At 29.6% G+C, this 25,475-nt stretch carries 21 protein-coding genes; 15 read left to right on the forward strand and 6 right to left on the reverse strand.

Annotated elements, in window-relative coordinates; genetic code table 11:
* Positions 1-2: 2 nt before the first annotated feature.
* The 3 genes from GFJ99_RS11880 to GFJ99_RS11890 all read right to left on the reverse strand — a co-directional run bounded on the left by GFJ99_RS11880 (position 3) and on the right by GFJ99_RS11890 (position 3,775).
* Positions 3-611 (reverse strand): hypothetical protein, encoded by a 609-nt coding sequence (locus tag GFJ99_RS11880; protein ID WP_153209075.1) that lies wholly within the window; start codon positions 609-611, stop codon positions 3-5.
* Between the two features lie 71 nt (positions 612-682).
* Positions 683-1,063, reverse strand: coding sequence for a RidA family protein (locus tag GFJ99_RS11885; RefSeq protein WP_153209077.1), 381 nt, complete (start codon positions 1,061-1,063; stop codon positions 683-685).
* A 15-nt stretch (positions 1,064-1,078) separates the two neighbouring features.
* A complete protein-coding gene (locus tag GFJ99_RS11890) occupies positions 1,079-3,775 on the reverse strand; it encodes a putative LPS assembly protein LptD (RefSeq protein WP_203228789.1) in 2,697 nt (898 codons plus the stop codon).
* A gap of 71 nt (positions 3,776-3,846) precedes the next feature.
* Between GFJ99_RS11890 and GFJ99_RS11895 the strand changes: the two genes are divergently transcribed.
* From GFJ99_RS11895 to GFJ99_RS11950, 12 genes are all read left to right on the forward strand, one after another.
* The gene (locus tag GFJ99_RS11895) at positions 3,847-4,938 is read left to right on the forward strand and encodes an N-acetylmuramoyl-L-alanine amidase (protein WP_238990106.1); all 1,092 of its coding nucleotides are present in this window, start codon (positions 3,847-3,849) and stop codon (positions 4,936-4,938) included.
* A gap of 46 nt (positions 4,939-4,984) precedes the next feature.
* Complete coding sequence (locus GFJ99_RS11900) at positions 4,985-6,061, forward strand: N-acetylmuramoyl-L-alanine amidase (RefSeq protein ID WP_238990105.1); 1,077 nt, start codon at positions 4,985-4,987, stop codon at positions 6,059-6,061.
* Positions 6,062-6,096: 35 nt separating this feature from the next.
* The gene (locus tag GFJ99_RS11905; protein ID WP_008257177.1) at positions 6,097-7,050 is read left to right on the forward strand and encodes an MlaD family protein; all 954 of its coding nucleotides are present in this window, start codon (positions 6,097-6,099) and stop codon (positions 7,048-7,050) included.
* A 10-nt stretch (positions 7,051-7,060) separates the two neighbouring features.
* The gene (locus tag GFJ99_RS11910) at positions 7,061-8,389 is read left to right on the forward strand and encodes a (Fe-S)-binding protein (protein WP_153209081.1); all 1,329 of its coding nucleotides are present in this window, start codon (positions 7,061-7,063) and stop codon (positions 8,387-8,389) included.
* 32 nt (positions 8,390-8,421) lie between these two features.
* Positions 8,422-9,213 (forward strand): (Fe-S)-binding protein, encoded by a 792-nt coding sequence (locus GFJ99_RS11915; protein ID WP_153209083.1) that lies wholly within the window; start codon positions 8,422-8,424, stop codon positions 9,211-9,213.
* Between the two features lie 14 nt (positions 9,214-9,227).
* Positions 9,228-9,824, forward strand: coding sequence for a hypothetical protein (locus GFJ99_RS11920; RefSeq protein ID WP_153209085.1), 597 nt, complete (start codon positions 9,228-9,230; stop codon positions 9,822-9,824).
* 2 nt (positions 9,825-9,826) lie between these two features.
* Positions 9,827-10,309, forward strand: a complete 483-nt coding sequence (locus GFJ99_RS11925) for an ABC transporter ATPase (protein WP_153209087.1) — start codon at positions 9,827-9,829, stop codon at positions 10,307-10,309.
* Between the two features lie 35 nt (positions 10,310-10,344).
* Entirely contained in the window at positions 10,345-11,568 is a 1,224-nt protein-coding gene (gene serB, locus GFJ99_RS11930) for a phosphoserine phosphatase SerB (protein ID WP_153209089.1), read from the forward strand.
* Positions 11,569-11,720: 152 nt separating this feature from the next.
* A complete protein-coding gene (locus GFJ99_RS11935; protein WP_153209091.1) occupies positions 11,721-14,636 on the forward strand; it encodes a glycoside hydrolase family 3 N-terminal domain-containing protein in 2,916 nt (971 codons plus the stop codon).
* A gap of 2 nt (positions 14,637-14,638) precedes the next feature.
* The gene (locus GFJ99_RS11940) at positions 14,639-15,094 is read left to right on the forward strand and encodes a DUF1801 domain-containing protein (protein ID WP_153209093.1); all 456 of its coding nucleotides are present in this window, start codon (positions 14,639-14,641) and stop codon (positions 15,092-15,094) included.
* 65 nt (positions 15,095-15,159) lie between these two features.
* The gene (gene bshA / locus GFJ99_RS11945; RefSeq protein WP_153209096.1) at positions 15,160-16,290 is read left to right on the forward strand and encodes an N-acetyl-alpha-D-glucosaminyl L-malate synthase BshA; all 1,131 of its coding nucleotides are present in this window, start codon (positions 15,160-15,162) and stop codon (positions 16,288-16,290) included.
* A complete protein-coding gene (locus tag GFJ99_RS11950; RefSeq protein WP_153209098.1) occupies positions 16,290-16,715 on the forward strand; it encodes a protease complex subunit PrcB family protein in 426 nt (141 codons plus the stop codon). Before bshA ends, GFJ99_RS11950 begins: the two co-directional genes overlap by 1 nt.
* Positions 16,716-16,752: 37 nt before the next feature.
* Here the strand turns inward: GFJ99_RS11950 and GFJ99_RS11955 are convergent, their stop codons facing one another.
* Both GFJ99_RS11955 and GFJ99_RS11960 read right to left on the reverse strand, forming a co-directional pair.
* Positions 16,753-17,247: a hypothetical protein gene (locus GFJ99_RS11955; protein ID WP_153209099.1), complete on the reverse strand. Its 495-nt coding sequence runs from the start codon at positions 17,245-17,247 to the stop codon at positions 16,753-16,755.
* Between the two features lie 173 nt (positions 17,248-17,420).
* The gene (locus GFJ99_RS11960) at positions 17,421-18,227 is read right to left on the reverse strand and encodes a hypothetical protein (protein WP_153209101.1); all 807 of its coding nucleotides are present in this window, start codon (positions 18,225-18,227) and stop codon (positions 17,421-17,423) included.
* A 133-nt stretch (positions 18,228-18,360) separates the two neighbouring features.
* Here GFJ99_RS11960 and aroC point away from each other — a divergent pair, with 133 nt between their 5' ends.
* The gene (aroC, locus tag GFJ99_RS11965; RefSeq protein WP_153209103.1) at positions 18,361-19,422 is read left to right on the forward strand and encodes a chorismate synthase; all 1,062 of its coding nucleotides are present in this window, start codon (positions 18,361-18,363) and stop codon (positions 19,420-19,422) included.
* Positions 19,423-19,441: 19 nt separating this feature from the next.
* Here aroC and GFJ99_RS11970 read toward each other — a convergent pair whose 3' ends face one another.
* The gene (locus GFJ99_RS11970) at positions 19,442-20,881 is read right to left on the reverse strand and encodes a hypothetical protein (protein ID WP_153209105.1); all 1,440 of its coding nucleotides are present in this window, start codon (positions 20,879-20,881) and stop codon (positions 19,442-19,444) included.
* Between the two features lie 153 nt (positions 20,882-21,034).
* Between GFJ99_RS11970 and GFJ99_RS11975 the strand changes: the two genes are divergently transcribed.
* Together GFJ99_RS11975 and GFJ99_RS11980 are read left to right on the forward strand one after the other, a co-directional pair.
* The gene (locus tag GFJ99_RS11975; RefSeq protein WP_153209107.1) at positions 21,035-24,037 is read left to right on the forward strand and encodes a T9SS type A sorting domain-containing protein; all 3,003 of its coding nucleotides are present in this window, start codon (positions 21,035-21,037) and stop codon (positions 24,035-24,037) included.
* A 12-nt stretch (positions 24,038-24,049) separates the two neighbouring features.
* The coding region (locus GFJ99_RS11980) for a choice-of-anchor L domain-containing protein (RefSeq protein WP_238990967.1) at positions 24,050-25,475 on the forward strand (1,426 nt) is incomplete at its 3' end.

Below are 25,475 nucleotides of genomic sequence, written 5' to 3' on the forward strand. Positions count from 1 at the left end.
AATTATTTTCTTTTTCGTAATAATCCAATCATTTGTCCAACACCAATTCCAATATAAGTTCGGTCTTTGTTTATTTGGAGTAGAGGAGAAAGGGTTAACCCATAAAATCTTGAAAAGGGAAATTCTATTTTGGGATTTAGTATCAAACTAAAAGTACTATATCTATTATAATTCCAAGTGTAATTTTCAGCTAAAAATCCATTATTAATTCTTACCCAATTTTCTGGTTCTTTTATAATTGTATAACCTACTCCTAAAGAAATATTTGCTCTAATAGTTCCACTAGGGTTAAGTTTATATATTTTCCCAACTCCAATTTGATAATTCTCTAATTGATCATAAGGATTTGCCGCACCAAAAAGTAAAACACCGGTTAAACCAGAAGAATAATCTTCGGGTTGTGATTTAGGTTTTCGTATATTTCCTGTGTATCCAATTTTAAAACTATAATTTTCTTTATAGATATAGTTTAAATTAATATCAACCCCAATATAATTACCTAAATTTAGTTCACCAGAAGTATATAAGGCGTTGTTTTCTCTATATTGAGCATTTACAAACGTTACGCTTATTATAAAAAGTAATATTATTATTTTATCTATCGATTTCATTTAAACTAAATTATAAAAAAAATCCTCACAAGTATAAATTGGAGGATTGTAATTGTATTAAGAAACCGTTATTATTTTACAGCTATCATTGAAATTTCAATATTTACATTTTTTGGCAAACAGGCTACTTGTACCGTTTCTCTTGCAGGAGCAGTTGCCTCGTTAAAGTAACTTCCGTAAACCGCATTAATACGAGCAAAATCAACCATATTCATAATAAAAATGGAAGTTTTTATTACGTTTTCAAAGTTCATATCGGCAGCTTCTAAAACCGCTTTTAAATTTTCCATAACTTGTTTAGTTTCGGTTTCAATATCATCTAAAACCAATTCCATTGTTGCAGGATCTAAAGCAATTTGTCCTGATGAATATAAAGTGTTTCCAACTAAAACTGCTTGGTTGTATGGACCAATAGGAGCAGGAGCTTTTTCTGTAAAAATAATTTTTTTCATAATAGGTTACGTTTGTTATTGTCTAAAAACACGATCTGGTAATTGTCGTTTGTCGTATTTAATATCGCTTAAAATAGAAGAAGAAATGCCAATAAAGAATCCCCAATAGGTGTTTTGACCAAACGGAACCCAGTTAAAGCTCATTCTCCAACTTTCTAAATCTCGTTCAAATCGTAATTGAGTAAATGTAACTCCTTTTTGAACAAAATCGTATCCAGATGAAAAACCTACTTTCCATCTTGGTGCTAATTCAATATTTCCAGAAGCCATTAAAGAATGGGAAGCAATTTCATCTTGTCTATTTGCATTATTGTAATTCATAGAATAGGCTATTCTTAAATCCCAAGGCAATTTTGTTCGATACCAATCAGAATTGGGTTCTTTTTTCTTGCCATCTTCGTCATTTCCAAATAAACTTTGTCGGTTATCACTTAAATCGGCACCTACACCAAATAAATCATCTCCACGACCGCCGTTTTGAACATTTTGTTCAGATGTTTTGCTTTTATCGTCACCTTTTGAACTTGAAAAACTATAATTTAATGTAATATTTGCTCGTGGTAATCTCAATAAACTACCGCCATTGTCTATATTAAATTTCTCAATTCTTTTCCCTGAATTATCAATAGCATAAGGGTCAAGAATTGCAGCGAAATTTATATTCATTTTTTGCTTGAATAATTGTGTTCCACCGCTAACAGAAATTTCTTTTAATTTTAACGAATCGGCATTAAAATCATAACGAGTGGCAAAGTTTAAATTATTTAATAACATTACTTTTTTAGTTTCGCCTTTCTTACTCTCTTTGTCTTTTACTTTAGCTTCAAAAGTATTACTAACCGAAATATTCATAGCATTTGAAATACTATTTGAAGGCGCTCCAAAAAGACCATTATCAAATTTTGTATAGTTTGAAAAATTTATTCCGGTAGCATCTAAAGCATATCGTTCAAAGTACTGATCAAAACTAGGAGTATATCCGTAAGAAATATTAGGTCGAAGTACATGACGAATAGCTTCAATTTTTTTGTCTTCTCCAAAATTAAATGTTCCGTATATTGTTGTTCCAATACCTACGTTAAAATTGTAAGTTCTAAATGATTCAAACCCATTTTTATCAACTGTAACTACTTTGTTTTCTATAGTGCTAAAAGATTTTTCAATTGTATTTAATGCCCATACTTCATTATAATTTGCACTAGCAGTTACACTAAAATATTTTAAAATTTTAAAGTTGGTACTAATTGGAATAGAATGTTGAAATCCGGTTCTAGCATCTCTAAACATTTGAGGTTTAAAAAACAAGGAATCTGTAGTACGAATTCTGTTTTCTCCTCTAATATTATATTGTAAACTTATGTTTTTGATGATACCTTTTTTTATTCCATCACCAGGAGCAAATGGAAAAATTCGATCTACACTTGCTTGAAATGTAGGAAGTGTCATATCGATTTGTTGGGTATTTGTATTTTGTGAGTGAGTTGCAGATATCGACATATTTACCTGTGGAACACTTTTAAAAGTTTTTGAATATGCAACAGAAGAACTTAAGTTGTTGTTTACAGTTGATCCAATATTATTTAAATTAACAGACTGTCTATAATATTGACTACTTCCTAAATTTACAGAAGCAGAAAATCTTGAATTTGGTGATGCTTTTGAATCTTGGTTATGCGACCACTGAATGTTATATTGTCTAGATTTTAAATAATCAGGAAAACCTTTTTCACTTTGAATATTGTTTTCAAATCGTACATTAGCACGGCCATTAAATTTATAGCGTTTTGCATAACTTGTTTCGGCTCGTAAACCATAACTACCATTGGTGTAATAATCTCCTAAAACGGCTAAATCATAATAATCGCTTAATGCAAAATAATAACCTCCATTTTGTAAGAAGTAACCTTGTTGATTATTTTGACCTGGAGTTGGCATAATAAATCCGGATGTGCTTTTTTCAGACATTGGAAAATATCCAAAAGGCAACCAAATAGGAGTAGGCACATCAGCAATGTACATTTGAGTAGAATTGATAACTACTTTTTTCTGAGGTACAAATTTTACTCTTTTTACTAAAAAATAGTATTCAGGATCATCAATGTTTTTAGATGTGGTAAGTCGAGCATTTTTCATAAAATAAACCGAATCATTTTCTTTTTTAGAAATTTCAGCTTTTATAAAAAGTTCTCCTTGATTTGTTCTTGAATTCCAAACCTTGGCTCTTTTAGATTTGGTGTGAAAAATTATAGAATCGGGTTCTACCACATTTTCACCTTGTTTGAATACAGGTCGTTGCGTATAGTTTCCGGCAGAATCTTTTAATCTTCCTGCATAGACTAAGTTTTTTTCATAATCTAAAACAATTCTACCAGCTTTAAGTTCAAAATCAGTATAATATATTTCAGCTTCGTCATGAAGAGTAACTGTTTTTTTCTTTTGATCTAGCTTTTCATATTCTTTAGCCTTCATTTTTACGACACCATCTAAAAAAGCTTTGGACTTTTTAACAGTGTCTACTACGGTAGAATCTTTTGTTTTTTCTAAAACTGGTTTTGGTAAAGTAACTGTTTTAAGAATTGGGGTTTCTTGAGAAAAAACAGATGCGCTTCCTAATGTTAGTAAAATTACTGAAAAAACGATATGAAATAACTTTGTATGCAATGCTTTTAATAGTATTTTTGTAAAAATTTGGCTCACTTTTTGAAGTGTCAAACTTACATATATTTTTTTGCAAAAATAATGTTTTAATAAAATTATAACTTATAAAAAGACTGATATTATCTATGAAGTATAAAATAAACATCAAATCCTTACTTTTTCTTTTATATATTTTGAGTTCAACTCTTGTGTTCTCTCAAAATTCAACAAAATTTAAAGTTGTTTTAGATGCCGGTCATGGAGGAAAAGATCCAGGAACAATGAGGGGAAATATTAAAGAAAAAGATATTGCTTTAGCTGTTGTATTAAAAATTGGTAAAATATTAGAACAAAACAAAGATATAACCGTTATATATACTCGTAAAACAGATGTTTTTGTCGAATTAAGAGAAAGGGCTAATATTGCAAATAAGGCCAAAGCCAATTTATTTATTTCGGTACATTGTAATGGTGTAAAAAGTACAGCGGCAAAAGGAACTGAAACATTTGTAATGGGAATGTCTAGAACTGATACTAATTTAGATATTTCTAAAAAAGAAAATGGGGTAATTTTTTTAGAAGAAAACTACAATGAAAAATATAAAGGATTTGATCCTAATAATCCGGCAACGCTATTAGGGTTGAAAATTTTGCAAGAAGAATTTTTAAATCAAAGTATTGAATTAGCGTCTGATATAGAAAATAATTTTGTTTCAAAAAATAATCGTTATTCTAGAGGTGTAAAACAGCAGCCTATTTGGGTTTTAGATGCAACGGTAATGCCTGGAGTTTTAATAGAATTGGGTTTTGTTTCTCATCCTGAAGAAGGAAGTTATATTAGTTCTGAAGGAGGAAAGGAAGAAATGTCTAGTTCAATTTCAAATGCAATTATTACCTATAAAAACAAATTTTATAACACTGTTTCCGAAGGAGAAACTCAAACACAAACATCTTCGGATAATTCATCTACGCTAGATAATAACTCTAACACAACTGAAAGTAATAATTCAAATTCTAATAAAGTTTATTACAAAGTTCAAATTTGCGCTCTTAGTAAAAAAGTTGCAACAAAATCTTCAAATTTTAAAGGTTTAAAACCTATTAGTTTTGAAAAAGAGAAAAAAATATACAAGTATTTTTACGGAAAAGAAACCGATTATGATACTTGTAAAATAAAACTAGAAGAAGCAAAGAAAAAAGGCTTTACTACGGCTTATATTGTTAAATTCACAAATTAAAAATTAATTGAAGATGTTGAATAAAATTGTATTTGTATTTTCCACAATGCTTTTTTTATCGGGGTATAGCCAAACACAAAAATTTAAAGTAATTTTAGATGCAGGTCATGGTGGAAAAGATTACGGAGCTGTTTATCATGGTAATATTGAAAAAAATATTGCTTTACAAACAGCGCTAAGAGTAGGTGCTATTCTAGAAAAAGATCCACAAATTGAAGTCGTGTATACACGTAAATCGGATGTTTTTATAGAGTTGCAGCAAAGAGCTACAATTGCTAACAAATCTAAAGGAAGTATTTTTGTTTCCATGCATTGTAATGCAAATAAAAATCAATCGGCTTCAGGTAATGAAACGTATGTAATGGGTATTACTCGTAATGCATCCAATTTAGAAGTTGCAAAAAGTGAAAATGAGGTGGTTACTCTGGAAACCGACTATAAAATTAAATATGATGGTTTTGATCCGAATTCTCCTGAATCTGTTATAGGAATTTCTATACTTCAAGAAGAACATTTAGATCAAAGTATAGAATTAGCTGGTAGAGTACAACAATTTTTCACAAAAAAAACAGATAGTAAAAACAGAGGTGTAAAGCAAGCAGGTTTTTTAGTTTTAAGACAAATAACCATGCCTAGAGTACTAATTGAAATGGGATTTGTTTCTAATAAAGAAGAAGGCGAATTTTTAAATTCAGAATCAGGCCAAGCTAAATTAGCCGAAGCTATTGCGGGTTCTATCTTAGATTATAAAAATGAATTCTTTAACCCATCAAATACTGATAATGTAAAAGAAGATGTAAAAGTTGTAGAACCAAAAGAAGAAATTGTTAGTAAAGAAACTCCTAAGAAGGTTGAAAAGAGTAATGAAAAAGGTATTTTGTTTAAAATTCAAATTGCAGCTAGTTCAAAAGAATTGCAAACTACACCTTCAAATTTCAAGGGATTAAAGCCAATTTCAGTAGAATTTACGGGAAGTCTTTATAAATATTTTTATGCATTAGAAAATAATTACAATGATGCCAAGCAAAAATTAGAAGAAGCCAAACAAAAAGGTTATTCAACTGCTTTTATTGTTGCTTATAAAGATGGAATAAAAATAAACGTAACCGACGCAATAAAATAAAATAAAAGTTTATTTTTGTTAAAAATTATAATGTTTTGAAACTAACAAAAGAAATTAAAACCGCTGTTCTAGTAATTGTATCTATATTTTTATTTATTTGGGGATATAATTTTTTAAAAGGAAAAGACTTATTTGAAAGCAGTACACGCGTTTATGTTGTTTATGACAATGTAGCCGGACTTGTAAATTCGGCTCCAGTAACTTTAAACGGTTTAGCAATTGGTAAAGTAAACGCTATTACCATTCAACCTGATGGAAAGTTATTAGTAGAAATGCAAATTAATACCGATTTTCCAATTTCTAATTCTAGTATTGCTGAAATCTATGATTCTGGATTAGTAGGAGGAAGACAAATTGCCATTAAACCTAATTTCCAAGATAAAAATTATATTAAAACAGGCGATTATTTAAAAGCTAGTAGTAAGTTAGGAATTACAGATGCTTTAGCACAACAGCTAGAACCTTTACAATTTAAAGTTCAAAAACTTTTAGACAATGCTGATGTATTGTTTGCAAACGTAAATGATATTTTAGACGAAAAAACGAAGCAAAATCTTAAAAATAGTATATCTGAATTAAATAAAACCCTTTCTGAATTTAGTGAGGTTTCCAAAAATCTTAATGGTTTAGTGGCAGAAAACAAGAACAAACTAAATTCTACCTTGACTAACTTAGATAAAACAACAGCTAATTTTTCAAAAATTTCAGATTCAATTGCTTCTGCTAACTTAGGGCAAACGGTTAAAAATTTAGAAAAAACATTAGCTAATGTAGATAAAATCATGTCTGACATTGATAGTGGTAAAGGAACAATGGGTAAATTAATGAAAGACGATGCTATGTATACTAACTTTACTAATACTTCTAAAGAATTAGAATTGTTATTGCAAGATGTAAGACTACATCCAACGCGATACGTAAATGTTTCTCTTTTTGGAAAGAAAAACAAACCTTATGTTGCACCAGTTAATGATTCAATAAAAAAATAAATTTTATACGATGAATTTTTTAGATAATATTTTCTTCGCATTGCTTTTAGCAATTGGTATAGGTTATTTTGCAATTAATGTAAAAAAACTAATTCGTAATATAAAATTAGGCCACGATGTAGATCGTACTGATAATGCTTCTGAACGATGGAAGAATATGACTATGGTTGCATTAGGACAGTCTAAAATGGTAAAACGACCAATCGCTGGTTTTTTACACATTATTGTATACGTAGGTTTTGTTGTAATTAATATTGAAGTTATTGAAATTATAATCGATGGACTTTTTGGTACTCATAGAGTGTTATCTTTTATGGGCGGATTTTATAATATACTTATTGGTACATTTGAAATTTTAGCTTTATTAGTTTTAATTACAGTTGTTATTTTTTGGATTAGAAGAAATGTTACCAAATTAGCTCGTTTTACAAGTACTGATTTAAAAGGTAAACCAAGTAATGACGCCAATTATATCTTATATTTTGAAGTAGTATTAATGACGTTATTCTTATTGATGAATGCTGCGGATTTTCATTTGCAGAATGTTCCAGGAGGATTTAAAGATTATAGTGCTCATGGAAGTTTTCCAATTTCACAATTTATAGCACCAATTTTTAATGGAGTAAATTCAAGTTTAGTTTTTATTATTGAAAGAGCTGCATGGTGGTTGCATATTGCAGGAATTTTAGTTTTCTTAAACTATTTATATTTCTCTAAACACTTACACATTTTATTAGCTTTCCCTAATACTTTTTATGCCGACTTAAATGCAAAAGGGAAATTAAACAATTTAGAAAGTGTTACAAATGAAGTAAAATTAATGATGGACCCAACAGCAGATCCTTTTGCAGCTCCTGCAAATCCAGATGCAATTCCTGCTAAATTTGGAGCTTCTGATGTTCAAGATTTAAATTGGGTACAATTATTAAATGCTTACAGCTGCACCGAGTGTGGTCGTTGTACTTCTTCTTGTCCGGCAAATCAAACAGGTAAAAAATTATCGCCTCGTAAGATTATGATGGATACGCGTGATCGTTTAGAGGAAGTAGGAAGAAATATCGACTTAAATAAAGGTGTTTTTGTAGATGATGGAAAATCTTTATTAAACGATTACATTACGCCAGAAGAATTATGGGCTTGTACAACTTGTAATGCATGTGTTGAAGAATGTCCTATTAATATTAGTCCGTTATCAATTATTATTGATATGCGTCGTTATTTGGTAATGGAACAAAGTGCGGCACCAATGGAGCTAAACAATATGATGAGTAATATTGAAAACAATGGAGCGCCTTGGCAATACAATCAAATGGATCGTTTAAATTGGGTAAACGAATAATTTTACATTAACTATCATAAATAGTATATATTATGTCTGAAAATTTAATTGTACCAACAATGGCCGAAATGATGGCCGAAGGAAAACAACCTGAAATTTTATTTTGGGTAGGTTCCGCTGGTAGTTTCGATGACAGAGCAAAAAAAATTACAAGAGCTTTTGTTAAAATTTTAAATAAAGCAAATGTAAATTTTGCAGTTTTAGGTACAGAAGAAAGTTGTACAGGAGATGTTGCAAAAAGAGCTGGAAATGAATTTTTGTTTCAAATGCAAGCTTTAATGAATATTGAATTGTTAAATGCTTACGAAGTAAAGAAAATTGTAACCTGCGATCCTCATTCGTTTAATTGCTTAAAAAATGAATATCCTAGTTTAGGTGGAAATTATGAAGTTTTACATCACACTCAATTTATTCAACAGCTTTTAAAAGAAGGACGTATTGATTTTAATAAAGATACTTATAAAGGCAGTCGTATTACTTTTCATGATCCTTGTTATTTAGGTAGAGCTAACAATGAATACCAAGCTCCAAGAGAAATATTATCTCAAACAAGTGCACAAATTGTTGAGATGAAACGAAGTAAAAGTTCTGCTTTATGTTGTGGAGCTGGTGGAGCTCAAATGTTTAAAGAACCTGAAAAAGGGAATATGGAAATTAACGTTTTAAGAACACAAGATGCTCTTGAAACTACTCCAAATATTATAGCTACAGGCTGTCCTTATTGTAATACAATGATGACAGATGGAGTGAAATTTGCCCACAAAGAAAACGAAGTTAAAGTGTTAGATATTGCAGAAATAATTGCAAATGCACAAAACATATAAATTAAAAACTTAAAATGAAAAAAATACTATTATTATTAGTACTTGTTGGAAATATTACTTTTGCTCAAAAACTAACAAAAGAGCAGTTATCTGAAAAATTAGCTGAAAAAGCTTGTGGCTGTGCTGAAAAACAAGAAATTACAAAAGAAAATTTCGAATTAACAATTGGAATTTGTTTGTTAGAAGGTATTAGTGCTTATGAAAAAGATGTTGAAAAACATTATGGAAAAGACATTATTTCTAACGATTTAAAAATGGAAGAGTTAGGATATGAAGTTGGAAAAAAAATGGGATTAAGATGTCCTGTTGTTTTTAAATTTATGTTAGATGATTTGGAAGAAGATAATGATGCTGATGAACAATTTGAAGTTTCTGGAAAAGTTTCAGAAATCAAATCAGAACAATTTATAACTTTTATTATCAAAGAAGATTCTGGAAAAACAAATCAATTCATCTTGTTAAGTAATTTTGAAAACGCTTTCTTATTAACAGATAAGGTTTTAAAAGTAGCTGATGCTGTAGATGTTACATATTACGAAATGGAATTATTTGATGCTAAATTAGGTCAATTTATATCATACAAAATTGTTTCTGATATCATAAAAAAATAATCATGTTTGTACCATTTGATACTTTACCAGAAGATTCTAAAATATGGATTTATCAGTCGAATAGAAAATTCTCTGATGAAGAAATTCAGGAAATTGAAACAGAATTAAAACTTTTTTTAGAAAACTGGACTTCTCATGGAGAACATCTTGAATCGTCATTTGTTACTCGTTATAATCGATTCATAATAATTGCTGTTAACCAAGAAGTAAAAGCAGCTACAGGCTGTTCTATTGATGCGTCAGTTCAGTTAATTCAGAATTTAGAGCAAAAATACAATGTTGATTTACTAGATAAAATGAACGTGACTTTTAAAATAGGTGAACACGTTGCATTTAAACCCTTATTAGAATTTAAAAAATTAGCTAAAGAAAAAGCCGTTTCAGAAAATACAATTGTGTTTAATAATTTATTAAATACATTAGGTGAATGGAAAGATTTCTGGGAAGTTCCTGCTTGCGAAAGTTGGCACAATAGATTTTTTTAGTAAATATTTCTTATTAAACGTACTTTTAAAACATTATGGCTAGCGATATTTTTTTATTAAATATATCAGGACAAGACAAACCCGGATTAACTTCATCTTTAACAGCTGTTTTGGCAGAATACAATGCTAAAGTGTTAGATATTGGTCAAGCAAATATTCATGATACTTTATCTTTAGGAATTCTTTTTCAAATCAAATCTGGAAAAAAATCAGCTGCTGTTTTAAAAGACTTATTATTCAAATCGTATGAACTTGGAATTAAAGCCAAGTTTAAACCTATTTCTCTTGAAGATTATGAAAATTGGGTTGGGCTTCAAGGAAAAGATCGTTATATAGTTACTCTTTTAGGAGAAAAATTAACTGCCGAACAAATTTCTGAAGTAACAAAAGTAATTTCAGACAAACAGCTAAACATTGATGCTATAAAACGTTTAACAGGAAGATCTTCCTTAGTAAAAGAAGATGATTATCCTAGAGCATCAATTCAATTATCAATTAGAGGAATAATTAAAGATAAGTCTGAATTTACAGAAAAATTCATGCAAATTTCAAGAGACTTAGATGTTGATATTGCTTTTCAAGAAGATAATATTTATAGAAGAAACAGACGTTTAGTTTGTTTTGATATGGATTCTACTTTAATTCAAACGGAAGTTATAGACGAACTTGCCGAACTAGCAGGAGTAGGAGAACAAGTAAGAGCTATAACAGAATCTGCTATGCTAGGCGAAATAGACTTTAACGAAAGTTTTAAACAACGCATGCAACTTTTAAAAGGTTTAAAAGAAGATGTTTTAGAAGAAGTTGCTCTTAATTTGCCAATTACTAAAGGAGCAAGAAGACTTATAGACACATTAAAAGCATATGGTTTTAAAACAGCCATACTTTCAGGAGGTTTTACCTATTTTGGTAATTATCTTCAAAAAGAATTAGGTATCGATTATGTTTTTGCAAATCAATTAGAAATTAAAGATGGAGCTTTAACAGGAGGCTACATTGGCGAAATTGTTGATGGAAATAAAAAAGCAGAATTATTAAAAGAATTAGCAAAGAAAGAAGGTATTCATATTAGTCAAACTATTGCAATAGGTGATGGTGCTAATGATTTACCAATGTTAAATTTAGCTGGTTTAGGTATTGCTTTTCATGCAAAACCAAAAGTTAAAGATAATGCTCAAAGTGCTATTTCTAGTATTGGGTTAGACGGTGTTCTTTATTTGTTAGGTTATCATGATAGACATATTGATCTTTTACAATAATCTTTTTTAATTAAAATTGACAAATTTCCAGAACAATTAATGTCGTTAACAACTTTCTTCATAAAATAAACCTAACACCCTTTAATTTAAAAGAGAAATATAGTAATTTGGCATAGATTTAGTTCTTAGTACAAAAAATCAAACTTTTATTTATGCGACATTTTTTTATACTATTTTTTTCAATAGTTTCAATATCTATATCCTTCTCTCAAAACACTTCCTTATCTGAGGTAAATTCAAAAGAAATTGCTCAAAAAATATGGGTTGATAGTGTTTATAATCAATTTTCATTTGAAGAAAAAGTCGGACAACTGTTTATGGTAGCTGCTTATTCTAATAAAGACGAAGCTCATAATAAATCCATCGATAAATTAGTTGAAGAGTATAAAATTGGAGGTTTAATATTTTTTCAAGGCGGGCCAGTTCGTCAAGCTACTTTAACCAATAGATATCAATCAAAAGCTAAAGTGCCATTATTTGTTGGAATTGATGCAGAGTGGGGATTGAGTATGCGTTTAGATTCTACTTATCGTTATCCTTGGAACATGACATTAGGTGCTGTTCAAGATATGAAATTGATTGAAAAAGCCGGAAATCAAATGGCAAAACAATCAAAAAGAATTGGGATTCATTTTAATTTTGCTCCAGTGGTAGACATCAACACCAATCCTAAAAACCCGATAATTGGAAATCGTTCATTTGGAGAAACTAAAGATAATGTTACTGTAAGAGCATTGGCTCTTATGAAAGGATTACAAGACGAAGGAGTTTTTGCAACTGCAAAGCATTTTCCAGGTCATGGCGATACTTCAACCGATTCTCATCATACTTTACCTGTTGTAAATTTTGATAGAAAACGATTAAATGAAGTAGAATTGTTTCCATATAAAGAACTAATTAAAAATGGATTATCGAGTATTATGGTGGCGCATTTAAATGTACCAAGTTTAGAACCTCGAAAAAATTATCCTACTTCAATTTCATATGCTGTTGTAACCGATTTATTAAAAAAAGAATTAAATTTTGAAGGTTTAATTTTTACGGATGCATTAAATATGAAAGGTGCAAGTAATTTTAAAAAGCCTGGCGATATTGATTTAGAAGCATTTTTAGCTGGAAATGATGTTTTGCTATTTGCCGAAAATGTTCCGGTAGCCATTAAAAAATTTAAAGAAGCTTTTGATAAAGGAATTATTACTGAAGAACGCTTAATGTATTCGGTAAAGAAAATTTTAATTTATAAATACAAAGCCAATTTAAACAACTATCAACCAATTGTTTTGGATAATTTATACAAAGATTTGAATGCAATTGAATTTGATGCTTTAAATTATAAACTTTATGAAAATGCAATAACTGTTATAAAAAATCATGATAAGTTAATTCCGATTCGAGATATTGAAAAAGAAAAAATTGCCTATATAAAATTAGGAAATGACACTTCAGATACGTTTTTGGCTAATTTGAGAAATTATGCTTCAATAACTGAAATTTCAAATAAAAATTTAGATTCTGTTTTAGTTCAATTACAAGATTTTACGAAAGTAATTATAGGTTATCACAAACAAGATGGTGCGTGGAGAAATCACAATTTGAACTTTAAAGAAATGCTTTGGATTAATCAAATTGCAAAACAAAACGACGTTATTTTAACTTGTTTTACAAAACCTTACTCGTTAACAAACTTAAAAAACTTTGAAGAAATTGAAACAATTATTGTAGCGTATCAAAATAACGATATAACACAAACGATTGCTCCTCAAATTATTTTTGGTGCCATGGGAGCAAAGGGAAAATTACCTGTTTCTATAGATGATGAATTTAAAGTTAATGAAGGAATTGAAACACTAGAAGTGAAGCGTTTAGGATTTGAAATTCCTGAAAATGTAGGTATGAATTCGAAAATTTTAACTAAAATAGATTCGATTGCTAACTATGCCATTTCTAAGAAAATGACACCTGGAATACAGGTTGTTGTAGCCAGAAAAGGAAAGGTAATTTATCAAAAATCATTCGGAAATCATACTTATGAAGCCACTCAAAAAGTAAACAATACAGATGTTTATGATATTGCATCTTTAACAAAAATTGTGGCTACATTGCCAAATATAATGCAAGAGTTTGATCAAGGACATTTGACTTTAGAAACTAAATTAAAAAGCATGTTGCCTGAAGCTAAAAATTCAAATAAAGCCAATGCCACTGTTTTAGATATGTTAACGCATCAAGCACGTTTTCAGCCTTGGATTCCATTTTATAAAGCAACTTTAGATAGCTTAAATAGACCAAGTACTCATTTTTATAGAAGCGAATTTTCTGATGAATTTCCTATTCATGTTGCCGATAATTTGTTTTTAAAGAAAGGATATAACGACACTATAATTAAAACTATTTTAGAAAGTGAATTATTGCCTAAAAAGCAATACAAATACAGCGATTTTACTTTTATTCTGTTTAAAGAATATTTAGAATTACATCATAAAAAATCTCTTGAATATTTAGCTCAAACTAACTTTTACGAGCCGCTTGGTGCTAGTTCTATTATGTATAATCCGTTGAGAAAAATAAATGCAAATAGAATTATTCCAACCGAAAATGATACTTATTTTAGACATCAGTTAGTGCAAGGTTATGTGCATGATATGGCTGCTGCAATGCAAGGAGGAATTTCGGGTCATGCTGGTTTATTTGCAAATGCTTTAGATGTTGCAAAAGTAATGCAAATGTATCTTCAAAAAGGAACCTACGGAGGTAGAACTTATATTACAGAAAATACTTTTAATAAATTTAATACGTGTTATTTCTGCAAAGAAGGAAATAGAAGAGGAGTTGGGTTTGATAAACCGCAATTAGGAAATGAAGGACCAACTTGTGGCTGTGTCTCGTTAACGAGTTTTGGTCATACTGGATTTACAGGAACCATGACTTGGGCAGACCCAGAAAAAGAAATTGTGTATGTTTTCTTATCAAATAGAACTTTTCCCGATTCTAATGCGAGTAATAAGTTGTCTAAAGAAAATATAAGAGAAAACATTCAGAAAGTAATTTACGAAGCAATTATTGAATAAGTATGACATCAGCTACAAATTCACCAGAACAGTATATTAACGAAGCTCCAGAAGATAGAAGAGAAGCGTTGCAAAAATTAAGGAATATAATTTTAGAGAACCTTCCAGAAGGCTTTCAAGAATGTATTAGTTATGGAATGGTTGGATATGTTGTGCCACATACTATTTACCCTGCTGGTTATCATTGTGATTCAAAACTGCCTTTACCGTTTATGTCATTTGCTAGTCAAAAAAATAGCATCAACTTTTATCATATGGGAATTTATGCTCAACCTGAATTATACAATTGGTTTGTTTCGGAATATCCAAAATATTCTAAGCAAAAATTAGATATAGGAAAAAGTTGCATACGAATTAAAAAGCCTGAAAATATTCCGTTTGAATTGATTGGTGAACTAGTAAAAAAAATCACAGTAGCCGATTGGATTGCTACATACGAAGCGGCTTTTAAAAAATAATTTTTAACAAATGTTTTAGAGTTGCCAATTTTATAAATGGTAATTTTATTTCAAAATTAACTTAAATGAAAATTGCAATTGTTTGTTATCCAACCTTTGGAGGAAGTGGAGTTGTGGCAACCGAACTTGGTTTAGAATTAGCCAAAAGAGGTCATGAAATCCATTTTATTACGTACAGCCAGCCTGTTCGTTTAGCTTTATTGAATCCGAATGTTCATTATCATGAAGTGCACGTTCCCGAATATCCATTATTTCATTACCAACCTTATGAATTAGCACTTTCGAGTAAGCTAGTAGATATGGTGAAATTGTATAAAATAGATGTGCTACATGTTCATTATGCTATTCCACATGCCTATGCAGGTTATATGGCAAAGCAAATGTTAGCCGACGAAGGAATACATATTCCTATGGTAACTACACTTCATGGAACCGATATTACATTAGTTGGAAATCATCCTTTTTATAAGCCAGCAGTAAGTTTTAGCATCAATAAATCAGATATAGTAACAAGTGTGTCTCAAAGTTTAAAAGATGATACGTATCGTTTATTTGATATAAAAAATGAAATTGAAGTTATTCCAAATTTTATTGAATTAAATAAAGAGGAAATAAATGTAAATATTCCGTGTCATCGTTCTTTAATGGCATCTGAAAATGAAAAAATTATTACCCATATTTCTAATTTCAGAAAAGTAAAACGAATTGAAGATATTGTTAGAATATTTTTTGAAATCCAAAAAGAGGTCCCTTCAAAATTAATGATGGTTGGAGAAGGACCAGAAAAAGAAAATGCAGAATATTTATGCGAACAATTAGGTATTCAAAATAAAGTAATTTTCTTTGGAAATAGTAATGAAATAGATAAGATTTTATGTTTTTCTGATTTGTTTTTACTTCCTTCAGAAACCGAAAGTTTTGGACTTGCAGCACTTGAAGCAATGGCTTGTGGGGTTCCTGTAATTTCTAGTAATTCAGGTGGATTGCCAGAAGTAAATAAAGATGGTTTTTCGGGTTATCTAAGTAATGTTGGCGATATAGCTAAAATGAGTTCAGATGCAATTGCTTTACTTAAAGATGAAACCAAATTAGCTGAGTTTAAAGAGAATGCTTTAGCAACAGCTAAACTTTTTGATATTCAAAACATATTACCTTTATATGAACAAGTGTATTTTAAAGCTTTAAATTCGAAATAATGATCAAAATTTTACCTTTTTTGTTTTTAATAATTTCATGTAGTCCGCCTAAAAAAATTATGGATACCACTTTTACTATTATTTATAATAACCAAATAGGTGGTTCTGAAAATGCCGGACATATGGTAATTCAAGATAATGAATCGTATATTCAATTTATCGAATCTTTAAAATTAGAAGAAACTCAATTTGCTAATTTTTTAAAAGTTGACTTTAAAAAGAAAAACGTATTGGTTTTAAATCAAGGTCAGAAAAATTCAGGTGGTTATGAAATTACTATCGAATCTATTGTAAATGATAATAATACCATTATTGTAAAGAAGAAAGAAACTGGACCTAAAAAAGGAGAAATGGCTACATCAGTAATTACTACGCCATATTGTATTGCATTAATTCCTAAAGGAAATAAAATAATTGTTGAATAAAAAAAGTCCCAATTAAATTGGGACTTTTGAATTATAATTAAAATCTGTATCTGATTCCTAAAGCAATATCCGGACCAAATCCGTCTCTAAAATCGGCATAATCTCCACCAAAATATAATTCGGGTCTAAAATCTAATGATAATTGAATTGGAGCTTCTTGAAAATTATATTCAATACCAATATCTCCGGCACCTAATATAAAACTTCCGCTATCTTTAAATCCGTCATTGTTAACGCTCCAGCTTCCTATACCACCACCAACACCAGCGTACCAATTAAAACCACCATCAATATTCCATACCCATTGGTATAAACCTACGATTTTAAAAGCATCAATATCTTTACTGTTTCTCCATCCTAAATCTACTTCTAAACGATTGTTAGACCCCATTCCTCGTTGGTAAGAAATTTCTCCTCCAAAACCATCGTTATCACCTAAACGTAATCCTAACGCGTTTTTAGAAATGTCCTGTGCTTGTGTGCTGAATGCTAAACCTAATAGCATAAAAGCTGATAAAATTAATTTCTTCATGTTTAAAAAATTTTTACAAATATAGCCTTTTATTTACAAAATTTGTGCCAAAACTATCAATTAGAAAAAGCTTACAATTCTTTGTATGTAAAAAAAGAAGAAGATTTGTTTATGGATAAATTAAATTTAAAATCTATCTTCATATTTATGATATAATATTTAGTATTTTAAGACTAATTAATTACATAAGTGTCTAAAAATTCGTCTTGTGTTTGTGTATCGGTTTCAGGCACAAGTAATTCATTTGCAATAAAACTGCTAATTGTATATGAAGTAACGGTATTTCCGTAAACAACACCAATTCCATCTGCTAAATATAAAGTAGAAATTAATACATCTTGTGGCGCTAAAGCTGTTATAGTTTGAGGTGATCCTAAAACCGTAATAACTGTAGTTATATTTAAGTTTAATTTTATTTTAGTAGATTTTACATTTGTATAAAGAGTTCCATCTGGAGAAGTAAAATTAGTAAGCGTTTCTCCTCCATAAGTTTGTAAAGAATAATTTATAGATAAAGGATAACCATTTACGGTTTCATTTATAGTTCCAGCTTTTGGTGAAGCGTTTAAAGTTTGATTATTTGAAGCATTTTTATCAAAAATAATAAAATCATTTAACGATAAATCTATCGTAAAAGGGAGTGTTTGATTGGCTGCAATTGCTAAATCTCCTGTTAATAATAATTTACCATTAGATTCTCTTAGTGAATTATTTCTGAGTGTTGATGAATAAAATCCAGTTGCAACATCATTTTTTGTTTTAAAAACTTTGTAAATATTGTTGTTTATTGTGTTTTCACTATCAATAAATAATGAATCTCTACTTATTCCAGTTTGTGATTCTACATCATAAGTCCAATAGTTACCTATTGCTAAAGGAGTTGAAAAAGTAGTAGAGCTACCTGAATCAGAATCATCGCTAGAACAAGAGTATAAAATAGCAATTAAAAATAGAACTAGTAAGGAACTTATTTTTTTCATTTTTTTTAATTTTTGGAATACGCTAATATATAAAAGTATTTAGTAACTATTTAATATAGACTTAAAAAGTTTAATAATAACTCAAAAATACTAACTTTGTGAGTATTATAAGAATCATTAAATATCAACTGTAATGTCGGGAAATACTTTTGGGAAATTATTAAAATTAACCACTTTTGGTGAATCGCACGGAGAAGCTTTAGGTGGTATTATAGACGGATGCCCTGCAGGAATATCATTAGATTTTGATTTTATTCAAAATGAAATGCAAAGAAGAAAACCGGGTCAATCTGCTATTGTTACACAAAGAAAAGAAGAAGATCAGGTGCAGTTTTTATCCGGAATTTTTGAAGGAAAAACCACAGGAACTTCCATTGGTTTTATTATCCCAAATACTAATCAAAAATCTGACGATTACTCACATATAAAAGAAACATATCGACCAAGTCATGCAGATTATGTTTATGAACAAAAGTATGGGATTAGAGATTACAGAGGTGGAGGTAGAAGTTCAGCTCGAGAAACAGCAAGCAGAGTAGTAGCTGGTGCAATTGCAAAGCAAATTATTCCAAACATTAAAATTAATGCTTTTGTATCTTCTGTAGGGGAAATTTATATAGATAAACCCTATCAAGAATTAGATTTTTCTAAGACAGAAAGTAATGCAGTTAGGTGCCCTGATAGTGCATCTGCTGAACGAATGGAGGTGCTAATTAAGGAGATAAAAAAACAAGGTGATACAATAGGAGGAACCATAACTTGTGTTATTCAAAATGTACCAATTGGATTGGGCGAACCCGTTTTTGACAAATTACATGCCGAATTAGGAAAAGCAATGTTATCTATAAATGCTGTTAAAGGATTTGAATTTGGTAGTGGATTTTGTGGAGCTAAAATGAAAGGAAGTGATCATAACGATTTATTCAATTCTGATGGCACAACCAAAACAAATCTTTCTGGAGGAATTCAAGGTGGCATTTCAAACGGAATGGATATTTACTTTAGAGTAGCTTTTAAACCAGTAGCAACATTATTACAAAAACAAGAAGTCTTAAATAATAAAGGTGAAATTATAGAACAACAAGGTAAAGGCCGTCATGATCCTTGCGTTGTTCCAAGAGCTGTTCCTATTGTAGAAGCAATGGCAGCTTTGGTTTTGGCCGATTATTTTTTACAAAACAAAGTTTATTTATAATATACTATATAAAATAAAGTTATTGAGGATTAGTTTTAGAAACTAAATAATTCATGTAAATCTTGTTTGAAATATTGTCTTCTAAAACTTCTTTTTTAATGATTTTCTTATACGTGTTTTTAAATTCAATAGTTTCGTTTTTTGAATAGGGATTTTCAGAAATTTGAATCATTAATTCAATAATTTTTTTCTCAATATAATTTAATTTAAACACTTTTTTATATTTTTTATTGAATGCATTATAATTATGAAGAACTAATTTGTAATTTTTTAATTCATAATGAATAATCATATTTAAAATCTCAGTTTTTATGAATGATTTTGGTCGTTCATCTAGTTTAAATTCGTTTAAAATTAAGTTTACATATTTTAAACTTTGAGATAAATTTTTATTTATAAGATGAATGCAAGCAAATTGATAATAGATTCCAATGAAATAATACGGTTCTATATTGTACTTGTTTTCTTTTAAAGATTTTATAACGATTTGCATTATTTTTGTTCCTTCTTCAAAATTATTATTAAAGATTAAGAATTCTAATTCAGAGTGATGTGTATGGAAAAATATACGCTCTTTTGCAACGTTCTTTTGAAAATCTAAAATATTCTCAAAACTACGTAAAGCTTCAATTTTATTGTGAAATGTAATATCGTCACTCTTTTTATAAATATCAATAATTCTAGTGTAAACAGAAATATAATCTAAAGGATTTTCTTCTTTATAAAAAGGATTAAGATCAAAAACATCAATGGTTTTTTCCAAGTTAATGGTTTCTTTATCTTTGTCTTGTAGAATATTAAAATAATTTGCAATAGTTAAAAAATAAAATATTTTCGATTGAACAGAATGGAGTTCAAATCCATCTCTTTTAAAAATAGGATTCCCTATAATAGAATCAAATTCTTCAATAATTTTATCAAAAGGCATTTTACCTACATTATTTTTTAAAAAGTAGCTATGATAATATAAATCCGTAATTTCTCTATTCTCTTTTATATAGTTAAAATAGGAGTCAATTTTTTCATTTACCGACATGGCTCCATAAAATCCTTTAGAATATCCCATGCTTTTTTTTTCCCAGTTGAGAAGTTCTAAAATAAGAATTTCGTTTTCATTTTTAAGACTTAGTTTTTTGGCTTTTCTAATGATCTTTAAACATTCGTCATACAAACCTTTATAAAATAAAATTTCTACAGATTTTATATGATTTTGAAGTTTTAAACTTATAGTTTTATCATGATGAAATTCATTTAATGATCTAAGAATTATTTTGTTTAAATAATTTATATCATATGAAATGTTTTTATCAGAATAATCTTGTTCTTTTACATGTTTTTTTAACGTTTCTTCATTAATTATATCATTACTATTAATAATGTTAAAAAGTAGTAGGTATTTATTCTGACTTCCAAAAATATTTTTATTAATAAATATTTTAAAGTATCTTTTTTCGTTCATAGACATTGATTCTATGATTTTTTTACATTCTTCTATGATCATATAGTGTATATTCTAAAGTCCAAAAATAAGGTTTTTTTTCAATACTACTTAGTTTTTTTTATTTACTTTTGAATAATTGATTAATAAATAGTTAAATAATCATTAAAATATATGAAAATAAAATTACTCTCTCTTAAAACATGTTTATTTTTATTCGTTTTTACTTTAAGTGGAAATGCTTTTGCAACAGATTATTTTGTAAACAATGCGCTTACAGCTGATGATGTTTATACAACTGCTGCTGGGAATAATGCAAATAGTGGTTTGACAGCAGCATTGCCTAAAGCTACTTTAGCAGCTGCTATAAGTGCAGCTTCAAATGGGGACAGAATATTTGTTGATTATGGAGAATATAATGAAGTAGGTTTAAATATTAACAAATCAGTAGAAATTATTGGTTTAGGCGAAGAGTTGACAGTTTTTAAACGTACATCTGGAGTAAATAGATGGGGTGTAGTTTCAGCTAGTAATGTTAAAATTTCTAAATTAACTATCACAAATTATAATTTGGCAAGTGATGGAATTGCTCTTTCTATTACATCTGGAACTGAAATTGAGTTTAATAGAGTTCTTGTATACGCTAATATTGGTAGTGCAGGTCAAGGTGCTGTATTGGTTTCTGGTGCTGCTACTAGTGTAACATTTAGAAATTCAGGAAGTCCTTGTAATCGTATATTGTCTGCCAATTATGGAGGAGGCTATAAAATTGTTGGTTCTACGGTTGTATTTGATAATTGCAGTATTAATAACAATGTTGTAACTTCTTTCAATGGAGGAGGACTAAGAGTTGAAGGCACCACCGCTAATGTAACTATAAATAAATGTACATTTGATGATAATTCCTCACAAGCAGGAGGAGGTATGTGCATAGTTGCAGGTACCGTAAATATTAATAATTCTTGTTTTACTGGAAATATAGCAGCAGGAAACTCTAACATAGATGGAGGAGGAGCAATTTTTATTCAGCCTGGAGCGTTAACAAATGTCAATATAAGTAATACTAGTTTTACAAACAATCAAGCAAATAATGCAAGTGCAGATGGTGGAGCTATAAGTGTAAAAAACACAAGTGGTGTTACTTGTAATATTAATTTTACAACATGTTCTTTTACTACTAATAGTTGTGCAGATAGAGGCGAAGATATTTATTTTGATCAAAGTTTTTCACCAACATTTAATGTCACTTTTAAAAACAATACTTTTTTTACAGTATATAGTGGAACTCAAGTAAATATACATAACGTAGATTTTCCTGCGGCATCAATTAAATTTGAAGGTTTACTAACTCCTACAGGAACAAGTGGAAATGGTGATATTGTTGCATCTCCAAATGGAGTTTCAATTGATAAACCAGAAATGTCCGGAGCATTTACAGAGTCATCTTCTAGTTTACCAACTTCATTACCTCTTACAACTTGTATTGATCGTTTTGATGGAGTTTGTGGAACAGCATCTGCAACAATAACTTGTGTTACTGAAAATAAATGGGACGGTTCTACATGGTCTAAAGGTACTCCAACTATTTTCCAACATGTTATTTTAAATGCTAATTACAATACACAAACCAATGGTAATATAAACGCATGTCAAATGACAGTTAAGTCGGGTGTTACACTTGATATTGTTGACGATACTAATGGAACTTATGTATATGTTGTAAATTCTATATTTAATAATGGTACAATTAATGTTACTTCTAAAGCTAATTTAGTGCAGGTTAACCATCCATTAGATTTAAATGATGAGCCAATTGCTACACCAAATATTAATTTCACAAAAAACACAGGAAACAAAATAAGATGGGATTATGTTTATTGGTCTAAACCAGTAAGCAATTCAATTCTTCCAGTATTTAATTCAAAATTTGATATAAAATATTATTGGGATCCAGATTTTTGTGTTAATGGTGTTAATTTTAGTTATGAAGGTTGGAGAAGTTTAGTTAGTGAACCAACAATAGGTACAGGATTTATTACTAGAGTCAAATCATCAGCAGGAACTACACCAACTAATATAACTTTAAATTATTCTGGCACTTCAAATAATGGTGACTATACAGCAATTATTAAATATTACGATACAGAACATAATGCTTTTAGAAACTTCACATTACTAGGAAATCCATATCCAGGCGCAATTAATTTTCAAAATTTTTATAACGATAATCAAGATAAAATTTATGGCACTGTATATTTATGGTCAGCAAATACTCCATATCCTGGAATGGGACTTTATCAACAAGCGGATTATGCCTCTTTCAATTTAACAGGTGGAGTTGGTGTGCCAGGTGCTTCTTCACAATCTCCTAACGGATTATTGCCTAATGGTTATATTGCTTCTGCGCAAGGTTTTATGGTGCGAGCTAAAGTTAGTGGTACCGTATTGTTTGCAAATTCTCAACGAACAAAAGATATACCGAGTAATAATCAATTTTACAGAGGTGTAAGTCAAGAAAAAGATAGATTTTGGTTACGTTTATTAGACTCAAATGGGAAATATAATGAATTGCTAATTGGATATATTAAAGAGGCTACGAATGATTTTGATGAAGCATACGATGGACCAATTAATTCTCTTTCCAGAATTAAATTTTATTCTGTTTTAGGAAATGAAAAATTAATTATTCAGGGTAGAGGTGAATTTGTTGAAACGGATAAAGTGTTGGTAAATTATTCAATTACGAATCCAACTTCAATGTTAACAATAAGTTTAAATAAAAAAGAAGGTATTTTTAACACCCAAAAAATATATTTATTTGATAAAAAATTAAACTTTTATCATGATTTAACCCAGTCAGATTATTTCTTTTATGAAGATGGTACTCAGGATAGATTTGAAATTGTTTACAAGTTAAATAAAGATGATATTAATGAAAATATTTCAGATGAAACTTCTGTAATAGCCTTCTTAAATAATGGATTGCTAAGTATTGAAAGTAATATTAATATTTCAAAAGTTGAATTATATGATGTTACTGGAAAAATAATTTTCATTAATGAAATTAATAATACCTCACAATTTTTTCATAAAAACATTGCTGTTTCAAACGGCGTTTATATTCTAAACGTGGTTTGCGAAAATGGAGTTAAAAAATCTATAAAAATTTTAAATTAACAAGTTAGTAAAATGAAAGTAAATTTCAGAATAGTTTTAGTGTCATTTATATTGACTTTGAGTATGTTTAACTCATTTGCTCAAATTACAATTAATAATACATTATATACGCCAACTCAATTAGTAGATGGGGTTTTAGTTCCTTCAACTAGTGGTACAGTAATTTCAAATGTTCAATTTAGAGGAGTTTATAATAATTCTTCCCGATACCAAGTTGGTTATTTTTCTACAGCAACTACTACCTTGGCACAAATGGGTTTTTCTAATGGTATTGTTTTAACTACAGGAAATACATCAACAATTCCACTTGCTTTAGGTTCAAATCCTAGAGCATCACAAATGGCTACAGCATATACTTCTGGGACACCTGGAGAGTTAAGACAAACAGGAACACCAGCTCCACCAATAATTCAAGATTTAGATGTTTTAGCTGGTGCAAGTAATTATTTCAATGGTGCAATTTTAGAGTTTGATTTTGTACCAGTTGAAAATTCGGTTTCATTTAGATATGTTTTTGGATCAGAAGAATACAGTGATAATTCAGGATTTATAAATCATCAATGTTCTACTTATAATGATAAATTTGGATTTTTAATTAGTGGGCCAGGCATTGTTGGTGGTCAAGGATTCTCAAATAATGCTAGAAATATTGCACGTTTAGGAAATGGCTCTGAAGTTTCTATTAACTCGGTAAATTCTGGTGTTGTAGGATCAAGTGGAGGTGCTCCTAGTGCGGCTAATTGTTTAGCTGCAAATGCTGCATGGGTACAAAATACTCCAACGGCTGAATATTTAGGAACTATTGATGGTACACAATTAAATGGAAATACTCGAATTCTAACAGCAAGTCAAACTGGTTTAACTCCAGGTCAAACGTATCATATTAAACTTATAATTACTGATGTAGGTGATGCTACTTATGACAGTGTTGTGTATATAGAAGCAGGAAGTTTTACTACAGAATTTACTTGTGATGCAGGTCCGGATCAAGCTTTATGTAATATTACATCCACTACTTTAGCTGCTGTATCACCAGCAACTGGGACATGGAGTGTTGTTTCTGGTTCTGGAACTTTTGTTTCTAATACTAATCCAAATACCGTAGTTAATGGTCTTTCTACTGGTGCAAATGTATTTAGATGGACTGCTTCAGATTTATCTTGTACTTCAGATGTTACAATTACTGTTAATCCAAATGTAACACCAACTTTTGCAGCTGTTTCACCAATTTGTTCAGGTGCTACTTTATTAGCTTTGCCAACGACTTCTACTAATGGAATCAACGGAACTTGGTCGCCAGCCCTAAACAACACAGCTACTACGACTTATACATTTACACCAACAGCAGGACAATGTGCTACAACAACAACATTAACAATTACCGTTAATCCAAATGTAACACCAACTTTTGCTGCAGTTTCACCAATTTGTTCAGGCG

It is taken from the genome of Flavobacterium sp. LMO6 (assembly GCF_009495795.1).
Taxonomy (GTDB): Bacteria; Bacteroidota; Bacteroidia; order Flavobacteriales; family Flavobacteriaceae; genus Flavobacterium.